The organism is Streptomyces sp. NPDC013157 (assembly GCF_042899865.1).
Taxonomy (GTDB): Bacteria; Actinomycetota; Actinomycetes; order Streptomycetales; family Streptomycetaceae; genus Streptomyces.
Window position 1 is genome coordinate 220,393 of sequence record NZ_JBIBAK010000015.1, and the last position, 17,289, is coordinate 237,681.

A 17,289-nucleotide genomic window follows, 5' to 3' on the forward strand; every position below is an offset into this window, starting at 1 on the left:
GCCTCTGGAAGATCCTCGCAGGAAGGAGGGGGTCTGCGGGAGACTGGGGACATGTGCCGGAGTATCAAGACCCTGCGTCCGCCTCAGCTGGCCGAGGAGGCCACGGAGGAGGAGATCCGTGCTGCCGCGTTGCAGTACGTGCGGAAGGTGTCCGGGTTCCGGGCACCGGCCGCGCACAACCGGGAGGTGTTCGAGCGGGCGGTGGACGCGGTTGCGGAGGCCACCGCTGCGTTGCTGGGGGGACTGGAGGTGAGGGGGCAGGGGGCTGTGAGCGGGGGCTGAGGTGGGCGTGGGGACGCTTACCGGCGCCGGCGGAGGCACGACTGCCCGCGGCTGAGGAGCCGCGACGTCGCCCGCGGCCGGAGGCGGCGGGTACTACGCCGGGCGGCGTCTTCGCATGAGGTAGCCGGCCCCGGCGCCCGCGCCGAACAGTGCCGCCACCGACACCGCCGTTGCCATCCAGGTCGCGCCCAGCCACTGGGCGCCCAGCCAGCCGAGGGCGACGCTGTAGACCGCCCAGGTCAGGCCTGCCAGGGCGGACCAGGGGAGGAAGTCGCGGACGCTGCGGTGGGTCGCGCCGGCGCCGAGGGAGACGATCGAGCGGCCGGCCGGGGCGAAACGGGCCAGGACCACCAGTGCGCCGCCGCCCCGGGAGAGGGCCTCGCCGAGACGTTCCTGCGCGTTGGTCAGGCGTCGGGAGCGGGCGATCGCACGGTCCAGGCGGGCCCCGCCGCGCCGGGCCAGCCGGTAGGCGAACAGGTCGCCGAGGACCGACGCGGTGGCCGCGCAGAGGGTCAGCGCCAGGATGTCGGGCAGGGCGTGCGGCGGGACCCGTCCGGCCGACGCGCCGGTGCCCGCCGCCGCTGCCGTGGCCGCGGTGATGACCAGCACTCCGCTCGGCAGGACCGGCAGGAACACATCAAGGAGCACGGAGAGGGCCACCATGGCGTATATCCATGGTCCGGCCTCCAGCGACCCCATGCTTTCCCACACGACGGTTCCCCCGCGATTGTCCTGTTGTGCCCCCCGACGCCAGCCATACAGCGTACGCGGGGGGTGTGACAGGAGTGTCACGGGGGGCTCGTATGTTCGGCAAAGGGTTATCGGCGAACGGTCATGCGGGTGTCGTGCGGCGTCATACGGCGACCGGCGCCGGCCGTTCGGCCGCCGCCGGCCGCTCCGGGTCCGCCGCCGTCCGTGATTCCCCCTCGGCCGCCGTCCGCAGCACCGCCCGTGCTATCGCGTCCGCGTCCGACAGGGTCACCGAGTCCACACCCGGCCGGGCTCCCGCCGCGGTCACCCAGTGCACCCCCTCGGTGGGCACCCCGAAGGCGAACCGCCGTGCGTGCGGGCGGCCGTGGCGGTCGACGAGGCGGTACGGGCGTGGTGTGACGTCGACGCCGCCGGTCTCGTGGCCGTCCACCGCGTGCGGGCGGCACGCGCCCTCGCGGAGCAGGCCGGCCAGCAGTTGGTCGGCGGTGCGGCGCAGGTCCGGCTCCGGGAGGCGGGCCTCCACGACGGTGGTCACCCGGACCTCCGAACCGGGGACCTCGGGGGAGCGGGCCACCCAGGCGCCGTCCGCGTGGTACACCTCCACCCCCGGTCCGAGCACGTCCACCACGCCCGCGGCCAGCAGCGCGGCGAGCTCCTCGATACGGCGGCGGGGCGGGCCGATGGACAGGAACGCGTTGAGCGGGGTGTACCAGCCGTCCAGATGGGCCCGCCGGGAGGCGCCGGCCAGGCCGCCGTGGTCGACGATCAGCCGTATCTCGTTGCGCAGGTCGCGCAGCACGTCCAGGGCGGCCTTGAGCGGGCCGCGCACGTTGCCGAGGGCGGCCTGTGCCGCGTCCTCGCGCAGATACCCCAGGAGCCAGGCCCGCCACTGCGCGGGACCGGCGAACGTCCGGTCCCCGTACGGGTGCTGGAGGCGAGCCCAGGACCAGCGGTCCGGCTCCGGCATGCCGTGGGCGTCGAGTACGGCCGTCTCCGCGCGCCGGCCGGCGGCCGCGAGGAAGCGGGCGGTGAACCGCGGGTCGCCGGTCAGGGCGGCGTAGTAGACCGTCTCCACCTCCTTCGCGACCAGCGGCCAGATCTCCGTGAGGAAGTCGGGCGCCGCGCCGGAGTCCGCGCGTTCACGGAAGCCCGCGATCACCTCGGGGGTGAGCAGGAGCGGGGTGTGGCGGCCGTACGGGCCCTTCGCGTTGTCGCCGCGTGCCTGGTACGGGACGCCGCGCCGGGAACCCGCGTACAGGCGGGGCTCGCGGCCGGAGGGGGTGTAGTGCAGGGCGCCGTCGGGTGTGCGGGTGAAACGGCCGCCGCGGCCGGTGGTCAGCAGGGCCAGGTGGTCGAAGAAGTTGAGGCCGAGGCCGCGCAGCAGCACCGGTTCGCCGGGCGCGAGCGGGGTGAGGTCGACGTCGGCGGGGTTGGCGGGCGGGATGTGCCTGAGGCCGTGCCGGGCGGCGTGCGCGGCGAGCCGGCGTTCCGTGGTGGACGCCGTCGCCGGGAGGTGGCCCTGGGCCAGCACCACCGCCGCCAGGCCGGGCAGGGTGCGGCCGTCGTCGAGGGTGAGGGTCTGACGACGGCCGTCGGGGTCGTCGTCGAGCCGTACGGCACGGGCGCGGTGGGTCTCGACGCGGACGGCCGCCGGTGCCCGGGAGACCGTCCGCGCGAACACCCACTCCAGGTAGCGGCCGTAGTGGGCGCGGGTCGGATAGTCGTCGGGGCCTAGTGCGCCGCCGGCCGCACCGGCCGCCCACGCGTGCAGGCTGGGGCCGGGCCGTACGGGGCCCGCGCAGTCCACGCTGTCGTCGGTGAACAGGGTGACCTGGCTCGCCACGGTGTTCATCAGCAGCTCGGCCGACTGCGTCGTACGCCAGACCCGGCCCGGGCCCGGTGGCGCCGGGTCGATCACGTGGACCGTGAGACGGCGTCCCGGGGGCAGCAGTTCGGGGGCGGAGGCGCAGAGGCGTTCCAGGACGCTGGTGCCGCGCGGACCGGCACCGACCAGGGCGACGGAGACCGGCTCGGACTCCTGGACGGATTCCCGGACGGACTTCTGGGGGGACTCCTGGGGGGAGGAGGACAAAGACGTGACTCCCGGGCGAGTGGGGGCGCAGGGCAGTGACACCGCCCGCACGGGATCAGGAAGCGGACGGTCCGCCTCATCATGCCGTCGTGGTCAACGGTTGCCAACGCGCCCCCCACGTAACGCAGTTGTCACTCGGCTGACCTCATCGGGCGGTGAGGACGGACTCCGCCACGGTCTCCAGGGCCCCGTCCCGCCGGGCCCGCTCCAGCCGCAGCCGGGCCGAACGGCCGTGCAGCGTCAGCGTCATGAGCTGGTTGCCGAACCACGGGCCGCCCCTTCTGTGCCACGTCACCGGAGGCCGCGCGCACCGCCCGTGCCGGACCAGCCACCGCCCGAGGAGCCGGGCCAGGGCGCTCCAGCCGAACCGGAAGCCGATCCGGATCGTCGGCGGCACGGAGTTGTGGACGGGGGAGCAGGTGAGTTGCAGCACACGGGATTCGGGCGCGGTCCCGGCGGGCCATGCGGGCTCGGCGACGTAGGCGTGGTGGACGTCTCCGGAGAGCACGCAGACGGAGGCGGGTGCCCCGGGCCCGGAGCCGGTCCGGGCGAACAGGCCGGCCAGTTCGGCGAAGGACGCGGGGAAGGCCGCCCAGTGCTCCAGGTCGGCCGCGCGGCGCAGCCGTTCCCCGAACCGGGCCCAGCGGACGCCCCGTTCGCCCCGGCACAGCGCCGCGTCCCAGGTCTCGAGGTCGTGTATCAGGTGCGGCAGCAGCCAGGGCAGCGAGGTGCCGACGAGGAGATGGTCGTACGACTCCCGGGCGTCCAGGGCCTGTTCGCGCAGCCACTCGGCCTCGCCGGGGTCGAGCATGGCGCGGTTCTGCTCGTCCAGGACCCGGGCCGCCCGGGTGTCCACCATCAGCACCCGCACCCGCCCGAAGTCACGCCGGTAACTCCACCGTACGGAGGCCGGGTCGGCGTCGGCCCCGGCGGCGAAGGCGCGCAGCTCGTCCGTGCCGTCCGGTGCGTCGCACACGGCGGTGTACAGCGGGTCGGCGGCCAGCTCGGCCGGGGAGAGGTTGCCCAGATGCTGGTGGACCCAGTACGACATCAGCCCGCTCAGCAGCCGCTCCTGCCACCAGGGCGTGGCGCGCAGGTCGGCCAGCCAGGCCGCGGAGGTGTTCCAGTCGTCGATCAGGTCGTGGTCGTCGAAGATCATGCAACTGGGCACGGTGGAGAGCAGCCAGCGCACCTCGGGGTCGAGCCAGGACTCGTGGTAGAGGCGGGTGTACTCCTCGTAGTCCGCGACCTCGGCGCCGGGCGCGTCCGAGAGGTCGCGGCGGGCGGCCAGCCAGCGCCGGGTGGCCGCCGAGGTCTCGTCGGCGTACACCTGGTCGCCCAGCAGCAGGAGCACGTCCGGCCGTTCACCACCGGCGGCGATGCGCGCGGCGAGGCTGTCGAGGGCGTCCGGACCGACCGGGTCCCGGCCGTCGGCGGGCGGCGCGGCCCAGCGGCAGGAGCCGAAGACGACGTCCAGGGGCCCGCCCGCGGCCGGGGTGCGGATCACCGGGGGCGGGAAGGGGGAGCCGGGCGGCGGCCACACGCGGGTGCCGTCCAGGAGGACGTCGTACGACGGTGCGGTGCCCGCAGTCAGCCCGGTGACCGGGACGAGGGCGTAGTGGTGGCCGGCCACCTGGAAGGTGCGCGCGGTGCCGCCGGCGCCGTCCGAGCAGCGCACCTCGGCGGTACCCGGACGGCTTGCCTCGACCCAGACGGTCGCCGACGAGCCGTCGGTGTACCTCAGCAGCGGTCCCAGGCGCAGTCCGGCCACAGTCCCCTCCTCCGTCGCCCCGTACGGTACGGAACGACGGAGGCCCGCGGGGAGGTTCCGGTGCTCAGCAGGCGGAGAGGTAGCTGGTGAGCGCGCTCTTCTCGGCGGAGTCGACCGAGAGGTTGTAGTAGTACTTCACCTGGACCCAGGCGCGGACGTAGGTGCAGCGGTAGGACGTGAGCGAGGGCATCCACTCGGCCGGGTCCTTGTCGCCCTTGGACTGGTTGACGTTGTCCGTGACGGCGAGGAGCTGGGGGCGGGTGACGTCGTTGGCGAGCGCCTCGCGCTGGGCGGTGGTCCACTTGCTCGCCCCGGAGTCCCAGGCCTCGGCCAGCGGGACCAGGTGGTCGATGTCGACGTCGGAGGCGGCGGTCCAGGTGGCGCCGTCGTAGGGGGAGTACCAGGAGCCGCTGGTGGCGGTGCAGGCGGAGTTGGTGACGACGTTCGTACCGTCGCGCTTGAGGATCCACTCACGGGTGTTGCAGGTGCCGCTGATGGTGTCCCAGGTCGGAAAGAGGTCGCGGCTGTAGCCGGTGCGGTTCTCGGTGGCGACGGTGAGCGAGGCGAGGTAGGTACGGGCGGTGGCGGCGCTGACCGGGGTGGGGAGGGCGGCGGAGGCGCTCGGCGAGTTGAAGAGGGCGGCAGAGGCTATGAGTCCGGTAAGAGCCGCGAGTATGCTGACTCGTCGACGCGCGTAGAACGTTGAGGTGCGTGCCATGCGAACTCCCTGGTGGGGGTGGGGTGTTGGAGCGCGAGCGAGGGAATGCTCGCGCCGCCGTGTTGCCGGTGGGTGAGCGTTCGGTAAGAAGCTAATGACGCGTTCATGACATGACAAGGCGTGCGACGTGACTCACAGGCGGGACTCCCGGCCTTGGGACCGATGGCGCGGTCACGTACTCTTGACGGCGTTGAAGGGGAGTAGCTCTTCGCCGGACCGTCGACATACTGCTCAGCCCGTCTGAGCCGGCGCCCGGAGGCGGACCTCGGTCATTTCGGCCACGGCGCCGCCAGCGAGACCTTCGGCAAGCAGTGCACGCCCGTGCCCCACGGCACGGGTGACCGTGTGTGCTGCCGTGCCGAGGTGTGTCGTCCGCGAAGTGCGGTGCTCTCGGTGGGGTGGCCCCGACCGATTGAGGACCCTTGATCAGCATCACCGTGACGGCGATCGTCTTCGGCGTCATCTTCCTCGCCGAACTGCCCGACAAGACCGCGCTCGCCGGTCTGGTCCTGGGTACGCGCTACCGGGCGTCGTACGTCTTCGCCGGCGTCGCCGCGGCCTTCCTGCTGCATGTCGTGCTCGCCGTGGCGGCGGGCAGCGTCCTGACCCTGCTCCCGCAGCAGATCGTGCACGCCCTGACCGGCGTGCTCTTCCTCGGCGGCGCGGCCGTGCTGCTGCTGAAGAAGGGCGAGGAGGACGAGGAGATCCGCAAGCCGGCCGACCAGTCCTTCTGGAAGGTCGCCGGCACCGGGTTCACGCTCATCCTGGTCGCCGAGTTCGGGGACCTCACGCAGATCATGACGGCGAACCTCGCGGCGCGCTACGACGACCCGCTCTCCGTCGGCCTCGGCGCCGTGCTCGGCCTGTGGGCGGTGGCCGGCCTCGGCATCGTCGGCGGCAAGGCGCTGATGAAGAAGGTGCCGCTGCGGCTGATCACGCAGATCGCGGCGGTGCTGATGCTGGCGCTCGGCGTGTGGAGCCTGTGGGAGGCGATCACGGGCTGAGCGGGGGCTCGCTGCGGCCCGGTCGGGTTGAAGAGTGGGTGAACGGTCGGCTAAGGCGGTGGCGGGATCGGCGTTCTTTTTTGTACCGTAGAGAAACAAAGTGGCTCCCGCCCGTTTTCCCTGACCGGCGGGCGGGGCCGCCTTGTTCTTCCCGGCCTGCTTTCGGCCTGTGCACTAGGAGCTGCCCGATGACGGCCACCGTCCTCACCGCCCGCGCCCTCCTGCTCGACATGGACGGCACCCTCGTCAATTCCGACGCCGTCGTCGAGCGCATCTGGCGGCGCTGGTCCGAGCGGCACGGGCTGGACGGCGACGAGGTCATGAAGGTGGTGCACGGGCGCCAGGGGCATGCGTCCATGGCCGTGCTGCTGCCGGACCGGCCGATGAAGCAGAACCTCGCGGACAACGCGCGCATGCTGGCGGAGGAGACGGCCGACGTGGAGGGCGTGGTGGAGGTCCCGGGCGCCGCGGCCTTCCTCGCCTCCCTCCGGGGGCTGCCGCACGCGCTGGTGACCTCGGCGGACGTGGCGCTGTCCACGGTGCGGATGGCTGCCGCCGGGCTGCCGATGCCGGCGGTGCGGGTGACCGCGGAGTCGGTGGGCGCCAGCAAGCCGGACCCCGAGGGCTTTCTGAAGGGGGCGGCGGAGCTGGGGGTCGCTCCGGCGGACTGCGTGGTGTTCGAGGACTCGGGCGCGGGGATCGCGGCGGGGCGGGCGGCCGGGATGCGGGTCGTCGGCGTCGGCGCGCGGGCCGGGGCGCACGGGCCGGACGCGGTGGTGCGGGACCTGACGGAGGTGCGGGTCGAGGCGGTGGCCGACGGATCGATCCGGCTGACCGTGAGCGGGGGCTGAGGCCGGGGACCTGGGGGCACCTCCCAGGCCCTTGAGGCACGGGGGCACGACTGCCCGCGGCTAGAGAGAAACGGCTGGACAGCGCCCCGCCAGGGGCGCGGGGAACTGCGCGGCCAGCCCCCACGCACCCGCAGTCACACCACCACCGCAACCACCCCGAACCGCTCCACCCACCCGCAGTCACACCACCACCGCAACCACCCCGAACCGCTCCACCCACCCGCGGACACCCACCACCGCACCCCACCACCGCACCCCACCCCACCACCACAACCGTCCCGACCCGCACCACTCACCGACCCCCGGCAACGGACCCCTCTCTCGGTCCGCCCCTACGGCTTCGTCGTCTCCGACTCCAGTGCCGCCCGGGTAGCCGTCCCGTACACCCCCGACTCGTCGGTCAGGATCCCCCGCGTCAGCTGGTACGTGCGCACCGCGCTCTCGGTCTTGCTGTCGTAGCGGCCGTCGGCGGTCCCCGAGTGGAGGCCCACCTGCTTCAGCCGGAGCTGGAGTTCCGTGACCTGCGCACCGCTGTCGCCGGGGCGGAGGATCGGCGGTGCGGAAGGCCGGGCCGTTGCTGACGTGCTGGTCGCCGGCGTCGACCGGGTGGGGGAGGCCGAGCGGGAGACGGTCGGCGAGGGCGTCGCGCTCGACGCCGTGGCGGAGGGGCTCGGGCTCGCCGACGCCGACGCGGACGCCGACTCCGAAGGGCGCGACGAGGCCGTCGGCGCCGCGGCCGAAGGCGACGCCGTGCTCGGCGTCACGTCCGGGACGCTCTCCCGTACGTCCTGCGGCGCCGCCCCGTCCCGCTCCGGTGTCAGCCGGGAGAAGAGGCCGCTCACGAAGCCCGCCGCGGCGAGGACCGCCACCACGGCTCCGGCGACGGACAGCAGCAGGGCCCGCCGGGAGCGCCGGCGAGGTTCCTCCGGGGAGGCCGTCGGCTCGGCGTCGGAGACCGGCCCGCGCTCCGGCCCCGTCACCGCCGGCAACGGGATCGTCGGCTCCCCCACCGCCCGGACCGGTTCGGTCTCCGCGCCGCCGGCGCGCTCTATGTCGATGTACGGCCGTATCCGCAGCGGGTCGAAGTCCTCCGCCGCCGCCTGTTCGGCCGTACGCGCGTCGCGCAACGCGTCGGCGGTCCGCTGGTTGCAGTCGCAGGCGGGGGAGCCGTCCGGCCTCTTCGGCGTCCCGCACTCCGGGCACTGGTGGCCCCCGCTCCCCGTCGTGTCCGTCACGGCGTTCGCCCTCCCCTCACGAACTCCACAGATTATGCAGAGCACCCACACGTACGTTCCCCCGAACCCCTCGTCTCAGGGGCACCGAAAAGGACCCGACGGGCCATACCGGGTGACACCGTCCACGATGGAAGATGGCCCAAAGCCCCGGGAGGTCTCCATGGCCCTGGAAACGACGCACACCCAGGCGAAGGACGCGGAGCGCGTACCCGGCAACGTGCTGGTCCCGATCGGCGCGCTGCTGCTCGGGCTGCTGCTGGCCGCGCTGGACCAGACGATCGTGTCGACGGCGCTGCCGACCATCGTCAGCGACCTCGGGGGGCTGGAACACCTGTCCTGGGTGGTCACCGCCTATCTGCTGGCCTCCACCGCCGCCACCCCGCTGTGGGGCAAGCTCGGCGACCAGTACGGGCGCAAGCGGCTCTTCCAGCTCGCGATCCTGATCTTCCTCGTCGGGTCGGCGCTGTGCGGGATGGCCCAGAACATGGGGGAGCTGATCGGCTTCCGCGCCTTGCAGGGGCTGGGCGGCGGCGGGCTGATGGTGCTGTCGATGGCGATCGTGGGGGACATCGTGCCGCCGCGGGAGCGGGGGCGGTACCAAGGGCTGTTCGGCGCCGTCTTCGGTACGACCAGCGTGCTCGGGCCGCTGCTCGGCGGGGTGCTCACCGAGCATCTGAGCTGGCGCTGGGTGTTCTACGTCAACCTGCCCGTCGGCGTCGTCGCGCTCGCGGTGATCGCCGCCGCGCTGCACATCCCGCGCCGGACCGCCCGTCACGTCATCGACTACCTCGGCACCCTCCTGATCGCCGCCGTCGCCACCTGCCTGGTGCTGGTGGCCTCGCTCGGCGGGACGACGTGGGCGTGGGGGTCGGCGCAGATCATCGGGCTCGTGGTCGTCGGGGTGGTGCTCGCCGTCGCCTTCGTCGTCGTCGAGCGGCGGGCCGCCGAACCCGTGCTCCCGCTGAAGCTCTTCGGCATCCGCACCTTCACCCTCGCGGCCGTGATCAGCTTCGTCGTCGGGTTCGCGATGTTCGGCGCGATGACCTATCTGCCGACCTTCCTCCAGGTCGTTCAGGGCATCTCGCCGACCCTGTCGGGTGTGCACATGCTGCCGATGGTGGTCGGTCTGCTGCTGTCCTCGACCGTTTCCGGGCAGATCGTCAGCCGTTCCGGGCACTGGAAGGTGTTCCCGGTCGCCGGCACCGGCGTGACGACCATCGGTCTGCTGCTGCTCCACCGGCTCGACGAGCACAGCTCGACCGCCGCGATGAGCGGCTACTTCTTCGTCTTCGGCCTGGGCCTCGGGCTGGTCATGCAGGTGCTGGTGCTGATAGTCCAGAACTCCGTCTCGTACGAGGACCTCGGCGTCGCCACCTCCGGCGCGACCTTCTTCCGCTCCATCGGGGCCTCCTTCGGCGTCGCCGTCTTCGGTTCCGTCTTCGCCGGCCGGCTCGCCGACAAGCTCGCCGACGCCTTCCGGGGCGTCCGCCTCCCGCCCGGCGTCACCCCGTCCGCCCTCAAGGCCGACCCGCGGGGCATAGCGACCCTGCCGCCCGCGCTGCGCCCGGCGGCCCTGCACGCGTACGCGTCCTCGATCACCGACGTCTTCCTGTACGCCGCTCCGGTCGCCGTCCTCGGCTTCGTCCTCGCCTGGTTCCTCAAGGAGGACCCGCTGCGCGGCTCGGTCACCGCGCCGGACGCGTCCGAGACCATCCCGCCCAACCCGGTCCAGCGGTCGTCGTACGACGAGTGCTCCCGGGCACTGTCCCTGCTCGGCACCCGGGAGGGGCGCCGGGAGGTCTACCGGAAGATCAACGCCCGGGCCGGGTACGCCGACCTGCTGCCCGCGTCCGGCTGGCTGCTGCTGCGGATCCGGAAGTACGGCTCGGTGGAGCCGGGGCGGCTCGCCGAGCGCGGCCCCGTCCCGATGAACGTCGTCCTGGCGGGCGCCCGCCAGCTGGAGGAGCGGCACCTCGCCGACCGCCTGGGCCTCGACCTGACCCTGACCGAGGAGGGCCGCGAGGTCGCCGCCCGGCTCGCCCGGGCCCGCGAGGAGTCCCTCGCCGGCCTCCTCGGCGACTGGTGGAGCCCGGACCGGCCCACCGACCTGGACCGCCTGGTGCGGGAGCTGACCGACGAACTGTGCGGCACCGAACGCGAGCAGCCGCAGCACCCCGCCGCGGGCCAGGTCAGCTGACGAGCTCCTTGCGGAACCAGTGCTCGGCGTAGACGTCGTCGTTGTGCCGCGCGGTCTCCGTGTAGCCGAGCCGCGCGTACAGGGCGCGGGCCTCCACCAGGTCGGTGCGGGTGTCCAGGACGATCCGCGCGGCCCCGAGGGCACGGGCCGCGTCCTCGGCCGCCGCGACGAGGAGGGCCGCGCCACCCCGGCCGCGCAGCTCCTCGCTCACGAAGACCCGGGTGAGCTCGGCGGTGGCCGGGTCCAGGAGCCGTACGCCCGCGCAGCCGGCCGGCTCACCGTCGTACCGTGCGATCAGCAAGCGGCCGGTGGGCGGGGCCAGTTCGGAGCCCGGCCGGGCGGCGATCTCCCGTTCCAGCTCGGCCGGGTCGGTGCGGCGGCCCTCGTGGTGCAGGTACCAGCGGTCGCTGACCTCCGTGTAGTACGCCCGCCACAGGGCGACGGCGGCGGGGGAGTCCGGGCGTTCCGGGGTGATCGTCCAGGAGGTCATGGGCCGTAGTCTCCGGCGGACCGGGGTGTTCCACGCAACCGGATATCTGCGGTCTCGGGCCGGCTCCGTCCGGCCGGGCCGTTTGCGCGGCGGCGTGCGGGTCACCCGGACGGGGAGACGGCCCGTCGGGCCGAGACACCGGAAGGCAACCATGTCCACAGGCTTGATCATCGCGATCGTGGCCGCCGTGGTCGTCGTCGCGGCCCTGCTGGCCGTGCGCGCCAGGGGCAGCGGCCCGCAGGGTCTGAAGCGGCGCTTCGGGCCCGAGTACGAGCGGACGGTGGCCCAGCACGGCGGCGACACCAAGGCGGCCGAGCGGGAACTCGCCGAGCGGGTGCAGCGCCACGGCGGACTGCACGAGCGGGATCTGGAACCGGCGGAGCGCGAACGCTACGCGGCCCGCTGGACCACCGCGCAGGAGCACTTCGTCGACTCGCCCCGGGAGTCCGTGACCGAGATCGACCGGCTGCTCGCCGAGGTGGCGGCCGCCCGGGGCTTCCCGGCCGGCGCCCAGTACGACGACCAGGTCGACGCCCTCTCCGTGCACCACGCGGACCACGTCGACGGCTACCGCCGCGTCCACCGCGCCGCCATGGCACCCGCGGGCGGCTCCCCGACGGGCCGGGCCGGGACCGAGGAGATGCGGACGGCCATGATCGAGGCCCGCTCCCTCTTCGACGACCTGGTCACCCCGTCGTCCCACGAGCACGGCCGGCACCGCGCCGGTGTCGGTGCCGACACCGGCGGACACCTGCCCTGGTCCGCCGACCAGAGCCGCCCGAAGGAGAGTTGACCGACATGACCGACGCCAGGACCGGATCGGGCCGCCGCCCCGTGGGCGGCGACGTGTATCCCGGCGGTACCGCGATGCCCCCGGGACGTGAGGAGGGGACGACCGACTGGGGCGACGCCTCCGTGAGCGGTGTCACCCCGGGACAGGAGGAACCCGAACGCATGGACGACCGGGATGACCGGGACGACCGGGGTACGCCCGGACAGGCGGTGCTGGTGGCCGGTGACGGCCCGGGGCACGAGAAGGACGCGGGCCTCGGCGGCGGGCAGCTGATGCCCAGCGAGGAGTGCGGACAGCTGGAGCGCCGGCTCCAGCACGCGGTCACCGGTTTCGTCGACGAGCCGCGGACGGCCGTCGAGGAGGCCGACCGGGCCGTCGAGGAGATCACCGCCCGCTTCACCGACGCCGTCGACCGGCGCCGCCGCACCCTGCGCGGCAGCTGGCAGTCCGCCGACGCGAACCACCCCGGCAGCGCCGACACCGAGCAGCTCCGGCTGGCCCTGCGCGACTACCGCGAACTGGCGGACCGGCTGCTGCACATGTGAGCCGCCCGGGGAGTCCCGGGACCCGGAGTCACCCGTGCGGGTCCGGCTCCGGGTTCCGCTCCGCCCCGGCCGCCGTCCGGCGCTCCCGCCACTCGCGTACGACCTCCTCGACGTCGTACGGCTTCTTGCCCAGCGGGGGCCCGGGCGGCGGCTTGAACATCATGTCGCGGATCTTGACGTTGACGTCCGTGATGATCTTGCGGACGATCCGCTCCGAGGGTGCCGCCCAGGCGGCCTCCAGCGCGTCCTCGGCCTCCTTGCGCAGGGCGAGCGTCGGAGGCAGCATCGCCAGGCCCTCCCGGGCCATCTTCCGCTTGATCCACCACAGTTCGTCGTACGACGTCTCCAGGGCGGCCGGCAACGGCTCGCCCGCGCCCGGCAGTTGATCGAACTCACCGCGCCGCTGGGCGTCTTGGATCTGCTTGTCGACCCAGGACTCGAACGGCACCCCGGGTGGCTTTCGCTCGGTCATGACTCCATTGTGCCGGACGTGGCCCGGCCGGGCGTTTTATCATGCGCCGGAGATCCACGACGGATCACGAAGGATCCAGGAACCGCGCAGGGGGAACGCACGTGCTCGAACTCACCATGGCCTCCGTGTCCGGAGAAGCGGGCGAGACGGCCGGAATGCTCATGGCCGACGCGCCCAGCGACCCGGGTGCCGTGCTGCGGGTGGGCCGCGACGCCGCCGCCTGCCGGCTCGCCACGCCCGACGACTGGCTGTTCGTCTCCCGGGTGCACCTGGAGTTCCTGTGCGGGCCCGAGGGCGGCTGGCAGGTCACCTGGCTGCGCGGCTCCCAGACCGAACCGTCCTCCGAGGTGCTGCTGACCGTCGGCGAGTACGCCCAGGCCATCGCCTACGGCGGCACGGTCGCGCTGCCCCGGGGCGGCTCCGGCGAGATCGTCATCCGGGACCGCACCGCCCCGCGCAGCGTCAACGTGGGGTTCTACCAGGAGGGTTGAGCAACGTCTCCCGGCCGGCTCGGCCGGGTCAGTCGAGGACCCGCGCCAGCGCGAAGCCGTCGTAGCCCTTGCTGCCGACCGTCTGGATCGCCGTGCCGGTCAGCCTCGGGTGCGCCGCGATCAGCTCGATCGCGGCGCGGGTGCCGACCACGTCCGGCTCGGCGCTCTCGGCGTCGACGACCCGGCCGCCGCGCACCACGTTGTCGACGATGATCAGGCTGCCGGTGCGGGTGAGCCGGAGCGCCCACTCCACGTAGTGCGGGTTGTTGGCCTTGTCGGCGTCGATGAAGACCAGGTCGAAGGGGGCCGGGTTCTCGTCGGCGAGCTTGGGCAGCGACTCCAGGGCGGGCCCCACCCGCACCTCGACCACCTTCTCCAGGCCCGCGTGGGCGATGTTGCGGACGGCGATCTCGGCGTGCCGGGCGCTGTACTCCAGCGAGATCAGCCTGCCGTCGGCGGGCAGGGCGCGGGCCAGCCAGATGGTGCTGTAACCGCCGAGGGTGCCGATCTCCAGGATGTTCCGGGCGTCCTGGATCTGGGCGAGGAGCTGGAGAAGTTTGCCCTGGTTGGCGGTGACGTTGGCGTGCGGGAGCTCGTTCGCCTCGCTCTCCCGCAGGGCCGCCTGGAGCGACTCGTCGTCCGGTGACAGGTGGCTGGTGAAGTAGAAGTCGACGTCGTCCCAGAGCTGAGAGCCGCTCATGCTTCCGCTGCCTTTCGCCTATGCAGATGGCTGTCCAGTGACAGCTACCTGGATAGCACTACTCAGGCGACGGACGCGCCGGTGATCGACCGCCCCGGTGCCGTACGGAACTCAGCCGATCGGCGCAGGGGGCGTGGGGGGCTGCGTCGGAGGCGGCGGGGGCTGTACCGGCGGGGGCGGCGGAGCCGGGTGGCGGGAGCGGCGTACGGCCGCGAGCGAGGTGACGGTGACGACCAGCAGCAGCGCGGTGCCGACCGTCAGCAGCCAGGCCGGGATCCCGGCCACCTGGCGCAGCCGGTCCTCGTAGACGACCTGCTGGAACGGGGTGTCCGAGGCTGCCCGCCGCAGCACCAGGTCGGCGGAGATCTGGGACGGGTACGGGAACTCCTGGCCGATCGCCGTCAGGTACGGGGCGCCTGCGGCCAGCTCGCCCAGGTCGCCGGCCGGGCGGCTGAGCCGGCCGGCGTAGACGACCCGTGGGCGGTCGCCGCCGATCGCCGAGCGCGGCTCCATGCGGTGCGCGGCGAGGACGTACAGGCCGAGTGACTGCGGGGTGGCCGCGAGCCGGGACAGCCGCATCGGGTAGACCGGGCGGTCGCTGGCGAAGGCGAGGCGGAGCGGGTCGAGGGCGCCGCGCAGCGCGGTGTCCGCGGTCTGCGGGGCGAGTCTGACCGCGACGTACTCCCAGTGGTCCGCGACGTAGGGCTGGAGCGCGGTGTTCAGGCGGGGCGGGAAGGGGAAGCCGTTGCTGCGCAGCCAGCCGTCCAGGGCGCCGGAGTCGGTGGCGGTCAGCTGGGCCACGTCGAACGGGCCGAGCCGCTGGCGGCCGACGACGCCGACGCGGGGGGCGGTGGCGCCGGCTCCGGGCGGGCCGGTGGCGGTGCCGCCGCCGGTGGTGAGGGGCCAGTCGCCGTCCTCGGGCCAGAAGTGCGAGCGAGTGCGGTGCACCGGGGCGGTGAGGGTGTGCAGCTGGTCGAAGAGGGCCGGGTCGGCGAGGGCGACGGTGGCGCGGTGCGGGACGGGCATGATCCAGGCGGCGCGGTCGGCGTCGCCGCCGACCGTCAGACGCATCACGATCTGTTCGCGGGTGCCGTCCCAGCGCAGGACGGATTCCTCGCGGCCGACGGTGACCCGCTGGGCGGCGTCGGGGACGAGGGCGCCGCAGGCGCAGGCGAAGGCGGGGGCGGCGAGCCGGCCGAGCTGGATGCCGGTGAGGATGAGGAGGACGGCGAGCAAACGTGTGCGTCGGCGGGGTCGCCGCTGGCCGATCATGAACCGATGCCCTCCGCCCTACCGTCGATCAGGACTGCAGACGGTATAGCGGAGGGCGTGGTTCCTGGGCCGTTCCGGACAGCCACCGTCTGTCTACCGACGGTACGGGCGGAGGGGGCCGATCGTTCGAACGTGCAGGTGAGTGGGGGATTTGCGCAGTTCCCCGCGCCTCTGGAGGGGGGCCGCGGGTTCTGTGGGTGCGGGCCGGTGGGGGCTTGTCGCGCAGTTCCCCGCGCCCCTTCGGGGCGCTTCTATCGGGGCGCTTCCACGGAGGGCGCCGAGCCCGGCAGGGGCTTGCCCGCTGTTTCTGCCATCCGCCAGGCGGCGAAGCCGCCCACGATTGCCGCGGCCATCATGTAGTACGCGGGCATCATCAGGTTCCCCGTCGCTCCGATCAGGGCCGTCACCGCCAGGGGGGTGGTGCCGCCGAAGAGGGAGACCGAGATGTTGAAGCCGATCGACAGGGAGCCGTAGCGGACCCGGGTGGGGAAGAGGGCCGGGAGGGCGGCCGGCATGGCCGCCGTGAAGCAGACCAGGAGGAGGCCCAGGGCGCCCATGCCGAGGGCGACCGCGAGCAGGCTGCCCTGGCGGATCAGGAGGAGGGCGGGGACGGAGAGGAACAGGAAGCCGGCGCAGCCCGCCGCGATCACCGGGCGGCGGCCGACACGGTCGGTCAGGGCTCCGGCGAACGGCTGGACGATCATCATCAGCGCCATCACGCCGAGGACGACCAGCAGGCCGTGCGTCTCGTCGTACTTCAGCTCGCTCGTCAGGTAGCTGGGCATGTACGACAGCAGCATGTAGTCGGTGACGTTGAAGACCAGGACCAGGGCCATGCACAGGAGCAGGGCCGGCCACTGGCTGGTGATCATCTCGCGCAGGGGGACCTTCGGGCGGGACGACTCCGCCTTCTCGACCTCCGCCGCGAACGCCGGGGTCTCCTCCAGGCGCATCCGCAGGTAGAGGCCGATGATGCCCATCGGGCCCGCGATCAGGAAGGGGATGCGCCAGCCCCAGGAGGTCAGGTCGTGCGAGGACAGCAGGGCCGTCATCAGGGTCACCAGGCCGGCGCCGCCGATGTAGCCCGCCAGCGTGCCGAACTCCAGCCAGCTGCCGAAGAAGCCGCGCTTCTTGTCCGGCGCGTACTCGGCGATGAAGGTGGACGCGCCCGCGTACTCGCCGCCGGTGGAGAAGCCCTGGACCAGGCGGGCGGCGAGGAGCAGGAGCGGGGCGCCGACGCCGATCGTCGCGTAGGAGGGGATCAGGCCGATCGCGAAGGTGCCCGCCGCCATCATGATCATGGTGAGGGCGAGGACCTTCTGGCGGCCCACGCGGTCGCCGAGCGGGCCGAAGACCATGCCGCCCAGCGGGCGGACCAGGAAGGCCGCGGCGAAGGCGCCGAACGTGGACAGCAACTGGGCGGTCGGGCTGCCGGACGGGAAGAAGACCTTGCCCAGCGTCACCGCGATGTAGCTGTAGACGCCGAAGTCGAACCACTCCATGGCGTTGCCGAGCGCGGCCGCCTTCACGGCGCGCTTCACCAGCGCGGGGTCGGTGACGGTCGGGGCGGGGGCGCCGGTCGCACGGGGGCCGGGGACCTGGACGGACGGGGTGACTGCTGTGACGGTCGCCAAAACGGGGCTCGCCTACCTTTCGTGGGGGACA

17 protein-coding genes are annotated in these 17,289 nt (G+C 73.2%); 7 read left to right on the top strand and 10 right to left on the bottom strand.

Annotated features, from left to right (window positions below; all coding sequences use genetic code 11):
• Window positions 1-51 precede the first annotated feature (51 nt).
• On the top strand, window positions 52-282 hold the full coding sequence (locus ACFY6U_RS36770) for a DUF2277 domain-containing protein (protein WP_351494278.1): 231 nt from the start codon (window positions 52-54) through the stop codon (window positions 280-282).
• A 93-nt stretch (window positions 283-375) separates the two neighbouring features.
• Here ACFY6U_RS36770 and ACFY6U_RS36775 read toward each other — a convergent pair whose 3' ends face one another.
• The 4 genes from ACFY6U_RS36775 to ACFY6U_RS36790 all read right to left on the bottom strand — a co-directional run bounded on the left by ACFY6U_RS36775 (window position 376) and on the right by ACFY6U_RS36790 (window position 5,574).
• Window positions 376-945 carry a DedA family protein gene (locus ACFY6U_RS36775; protein WP_390045320.1) on the bottom strand — a complete coding sequence of 190 codons (570 nt, stop codon included), beginning with the start codon at window positions 943-945 and terminating at the stop codon, window positions 376-378.
• A 190-nt stretch (window positions 946-1,135) separates the two neighbouring features.
• On the bottom strand, window positions 1,136-3,007 hold the full coding sequence (locus tag ACFY6U_RS36780; RefSeq protein ID WP_390045489.1) for an FAD/NAD(P)-binding protein: 1,872 nt from the start codon (window positions 3,005-3,007) through the stop codon (window positions 1,136-1,138).
• Window positions 3,008-3,230: 223 nt separating this feature from the next.
• Window positions 3,231-4,856: an alkaline phosphatase D family protein gene (locus tag ACFY6U_RS36785; protein WP_390045322.1), complete on the bottom strand. Its 1,626-nt coding sequence runs from the start codon at window positions 4,854-4,856 to the stop codon at window positions 3,231-3,233.
• Window positions 4,857-4,920: 64 nt separating this feature from the next.
• Window positions 4,921-5,574 (bottom strand): HNH endonuclease family protein, encoded by a 654-nt coding sequence (locus tag ACFY6U_RS36790; protein WP_390045324.1) that lies wholly within the window; start codon window positions 5,572-5,574, stop codon window positions 4,921-4,923.
• A gap of 422 nt (window positions 5,575-5,996) precedes the next feature.
• On the opposite strand from ACFY6U_RS36790, the gene ACFY6U_RS36795 reads away from it, so the two are divergent.
• Both ACFY6U_RS36795 and ACFY6U_RS36800 read left to right on the top strand, forming a co-directional pair.
• Window positions 5,997-6,578: a TMEM165/GDT1 family protein gene (locus ACFY6U_RS36795; RefSeq protein ID WP_390045326.1), complete on the top strand. Its 582-nt coding sequence runs from the start codon at window positions 5,997-5,999 to the stop codon at window positions 6,576-6,578.
• A gap of 188 nt (window positions 6,579-6,766) precedes the next feature.
• Window positions 6,767-7,429: an HAD-IA family hydrolase gene (locus ACFY6U_RS36800; RefSeq protein WP_390045328.1), complete on the top strand. Its 663-nt coding sequence runs from the start codon at window positions 6,767-6,769 to the stop codon at window positions 7,427-7,429.
• A gap of 332 nt (window positions 7,430-7,761) precedes the next feature.
• Here the strand turns inward: ACFY6U_RS36800 and ACFY6U_RS36805 are convergent, their stop codons facing one another.
• On the bottom strand, window positions 7,762-8,664 hold the full coding sequence (locus ACFY6U_RS36805; RefSeq protein WP_390045330.1) for a peptidoglycan-binding protein: 903 nt from the start codon (window positions 8,662-8,664) through the stop codon (window positions 7,762-7,764).
• Window positions 8,665-8,824: 160 nt separating this feature from the next.
• On the opposite strand from ACFY6U_RS36805, the gene ACFY6U_RS36810 reads away from it, so the two are divergent.
• Window positions 8,825-10,861 carry a DHA2 family efflux MFS transporter permease subunit gene (locus ACFY6U_RS36810; RefSeq protein ID WP_390045332.1) on the top strand — a complete coding sequence of 679 codons (2,037 nt, stop codon included), beginning with the start codon at window positions 8,825-8,827 and terminating at the stop codon, window positions 10,859-10,861.
• On the opposite strand, the gene ACFY6U_RS36815 is transcribed toward ACFY6U_RS36810, so the two are convergent.
• Window positions 10,854-11,351: a GNAT family N-acetyltransferase gene (locus ACFY6U_RS36815; protein ID WP_390045333.1), complete on the bottom strand. Its 498-nt coding sequence runs from the start codon at window positions 11,349-11,351 to the stop codon at window positions 10,854-10,856. The genes ACFY6U_RS36810 and ACFY6U_RS36815 overlap by 8 nt on opposite strands.
• A 151-nt stretch (window positions 11,352-11,502) precedes the next feature.
• On the opposite strand from ACFY6U_RS36815, the gene ACFY6U_RS36820 reads away from it, so the two are divergent.
• Both ACFY6U_RS36820 and ACFY6U_RS36825 read left to right on the top strand, forming a co-directional pair.
• Window positions 11,503-12,144, top strand: a complete 642-nt coding sequence (locus ACFY6U_RS36820) for a hypothetical protein (RefSeq protein ID WP_390045335.1) — start codon at window positions 11,503-11,505, stop codon at window positions 12,142-12,144.
• 5 nt (window positions 12,145-12,149) lie between these two features.
• Window positions 12,150-12,689, top strand: a complete 540-nt coding sequence (locus tag ACFY6U_RS36825) for a hypothetical protein (protein ID WP_390045337.1) — start codon at window positions 12,150-12,152, stop codon at window positions 12,687-12,689.
• 28 nt (window positions 12,690-12,717) lie between these two features.
• Here ACFY6U_RS36825 and ACFY6U_RS36830 read toward each other — a convergent pair whose 3' ends face one another.
• The gene (locus tag ACFY6U_RS36830) at window positions 12,718-13,161 is read right to left on the bottom strand and encodes a DUF1992 domain-containing protein (protein WP_390045339.1); all 444 of its coding nucleotides are present in this window, start codon (window positions 13,159-13,161) and stop codon (window positions 12,718-12,720) included.
• Window positions 13,162-13,262: 101 nt separating this feature from the next.
• Here ACFY6U_RS36830 and ACFY6U_RS36835 point away from each other — a divergent pair, with 101 nt between their 5' ends.
• Window positions 13,263-13,652 (top strand): hypothetical protein, encoded by a 390-nt coding sequence (locus ACFY6U_RS36835; protein WP_390045341.1) that lies wholly within the window; start codon window positions 13,263-13,265, stop codon window positions 13,650-13,652.
• A 28-nt stretch (window positions 13,653-13,680) separates the two neighbouring features.
• Here the strand turns inward: ACFY6U_RS36835 and ACFY6U_RS36840 are convergent, their stop codons facing one another.
• From ACFY6U_RS36840 to ACFY6U_RS36850, 3 genes are all read right to left on the bottom strand, one after another.
• Entirely contained in the window at window positions 13,681-14,352 is a 672-nt protein-coding gene (locus ACFY6U_RS36840; RefSeq protein ID WP_390045343.1) for an O-methyltransferase, read from the bottom strand.
• Between the two features lie 111 nt (window positions 14,353-14,463).
• Window positions 14,464-15,624 carry a DUF2330 domain-containing protein gene (locus tag ACFY6U_RS36845; protein WP_390045345.1) on the bottom strand — a complete coding sequence of 387 codons (1,161 nt, stop codon included), beginning with the start codon at window positions 15,622-15,624 and terminating at the stop codon, window positions 14,464-14,466.
• A gap of 251 nt (window positions 15,625-15,875) precedes the next feature.
• Window positions 15,876-17,258 carry an MFS transporter gene (locus ACFY6U_RS36850; RefSeq protein ID WP_390045347.1) on the bottom strand — a complete coding sequence of 461 codons (1,383 nt, stop codon included), beginning with the start codon at window positions 17,256-17,258 and terminating at the stop codon, window positions 15,876-15,878.
• Window positions 17,259-17,289 lie beyond the last annotated feature (31 nt).

Bases quoted from the DNA above. Each gene is read 5' to 3' on its own strand.
- ACFY6U_RS36770 (WP_351494278.1), top strand. From the start codon at position 52: ATGTGCCGGAGTATCAAGACCCTGCGTCCGCCTCAGCTGGCCGAGGAG.
- ACFY6U_RS36775 (WP_390045320.1), bottom strand. From the start codon at position 945: ATGGTGGCCCTCTCCGTGCTCCTTGATGTGTTCCTGCCGGTCCTGCCG.
- ACFY6U_RS36790 (WP_390045324.1), bottom strand. From the start codon at position 5,574: ATGGCACGCACCTCAACGTTCTACGCGCGTCGACGAGTCAGCATACTC.
- ACFY6U_RS36800 (WP_390045328.1), top strand. From the start codon at position 6,767: ATGACGGCCACCGTCCTCACCGCCCGCGCCCTCCTGCTCGACATGGAC.
- ACFY6U_RS36810 (WP_390045332.1), top strand. From the start codon at position 8,825: ATGGCCCTGGAAACGACGCACACCCAGGCGAAGGACGCGGAGCGCGTA.
- ACFY6U_RS36815 (WP_390045333.1), bottom strand. From the start codon at position 11,351: ATGACCTCCTGGACGATCACCCCGGAACGCCCGGACTCCCCCGCCGCC.
- ACFY6U_RS36820 (WP_390045335.1), top strand. From the start codon at position 11,503: ATGTCCACAGGCTTGATCATCGCGATCGTGGCCGCCGTGGTCGTCGTC.
- ACFY6U_RS36825 (WP_390045337.1), top strand. From the start codon at position 12,150: ATGACCGACGCCAGGACCGGATCGGGCCGCCGCCCCGTGGGCGGCGAC.
- ACFY6U_RS36830 (WP_390045339.1), bottom strand. From the start codon at position 13,161: ATGACCGAGCGAAAGCCACCCGGGGTGCCGTTCGAGTCCTGGGTCGAC.
- ACFY6U_RS36840 (WP_390045343.1), bottom strand. From the start codon at position 14,352: ATGAGCGGCTCTCAGCTCTGGGACGACGTCGACTTCTACTTCACCAGC.
- ACFY6U_RS36845 (WP_390045345.1), bottom strand. From the start codon at position 15,624: ATGATCGGCCAGCGGCGACCCCGCCGACGCACACGTTTGCTCGCCGTC.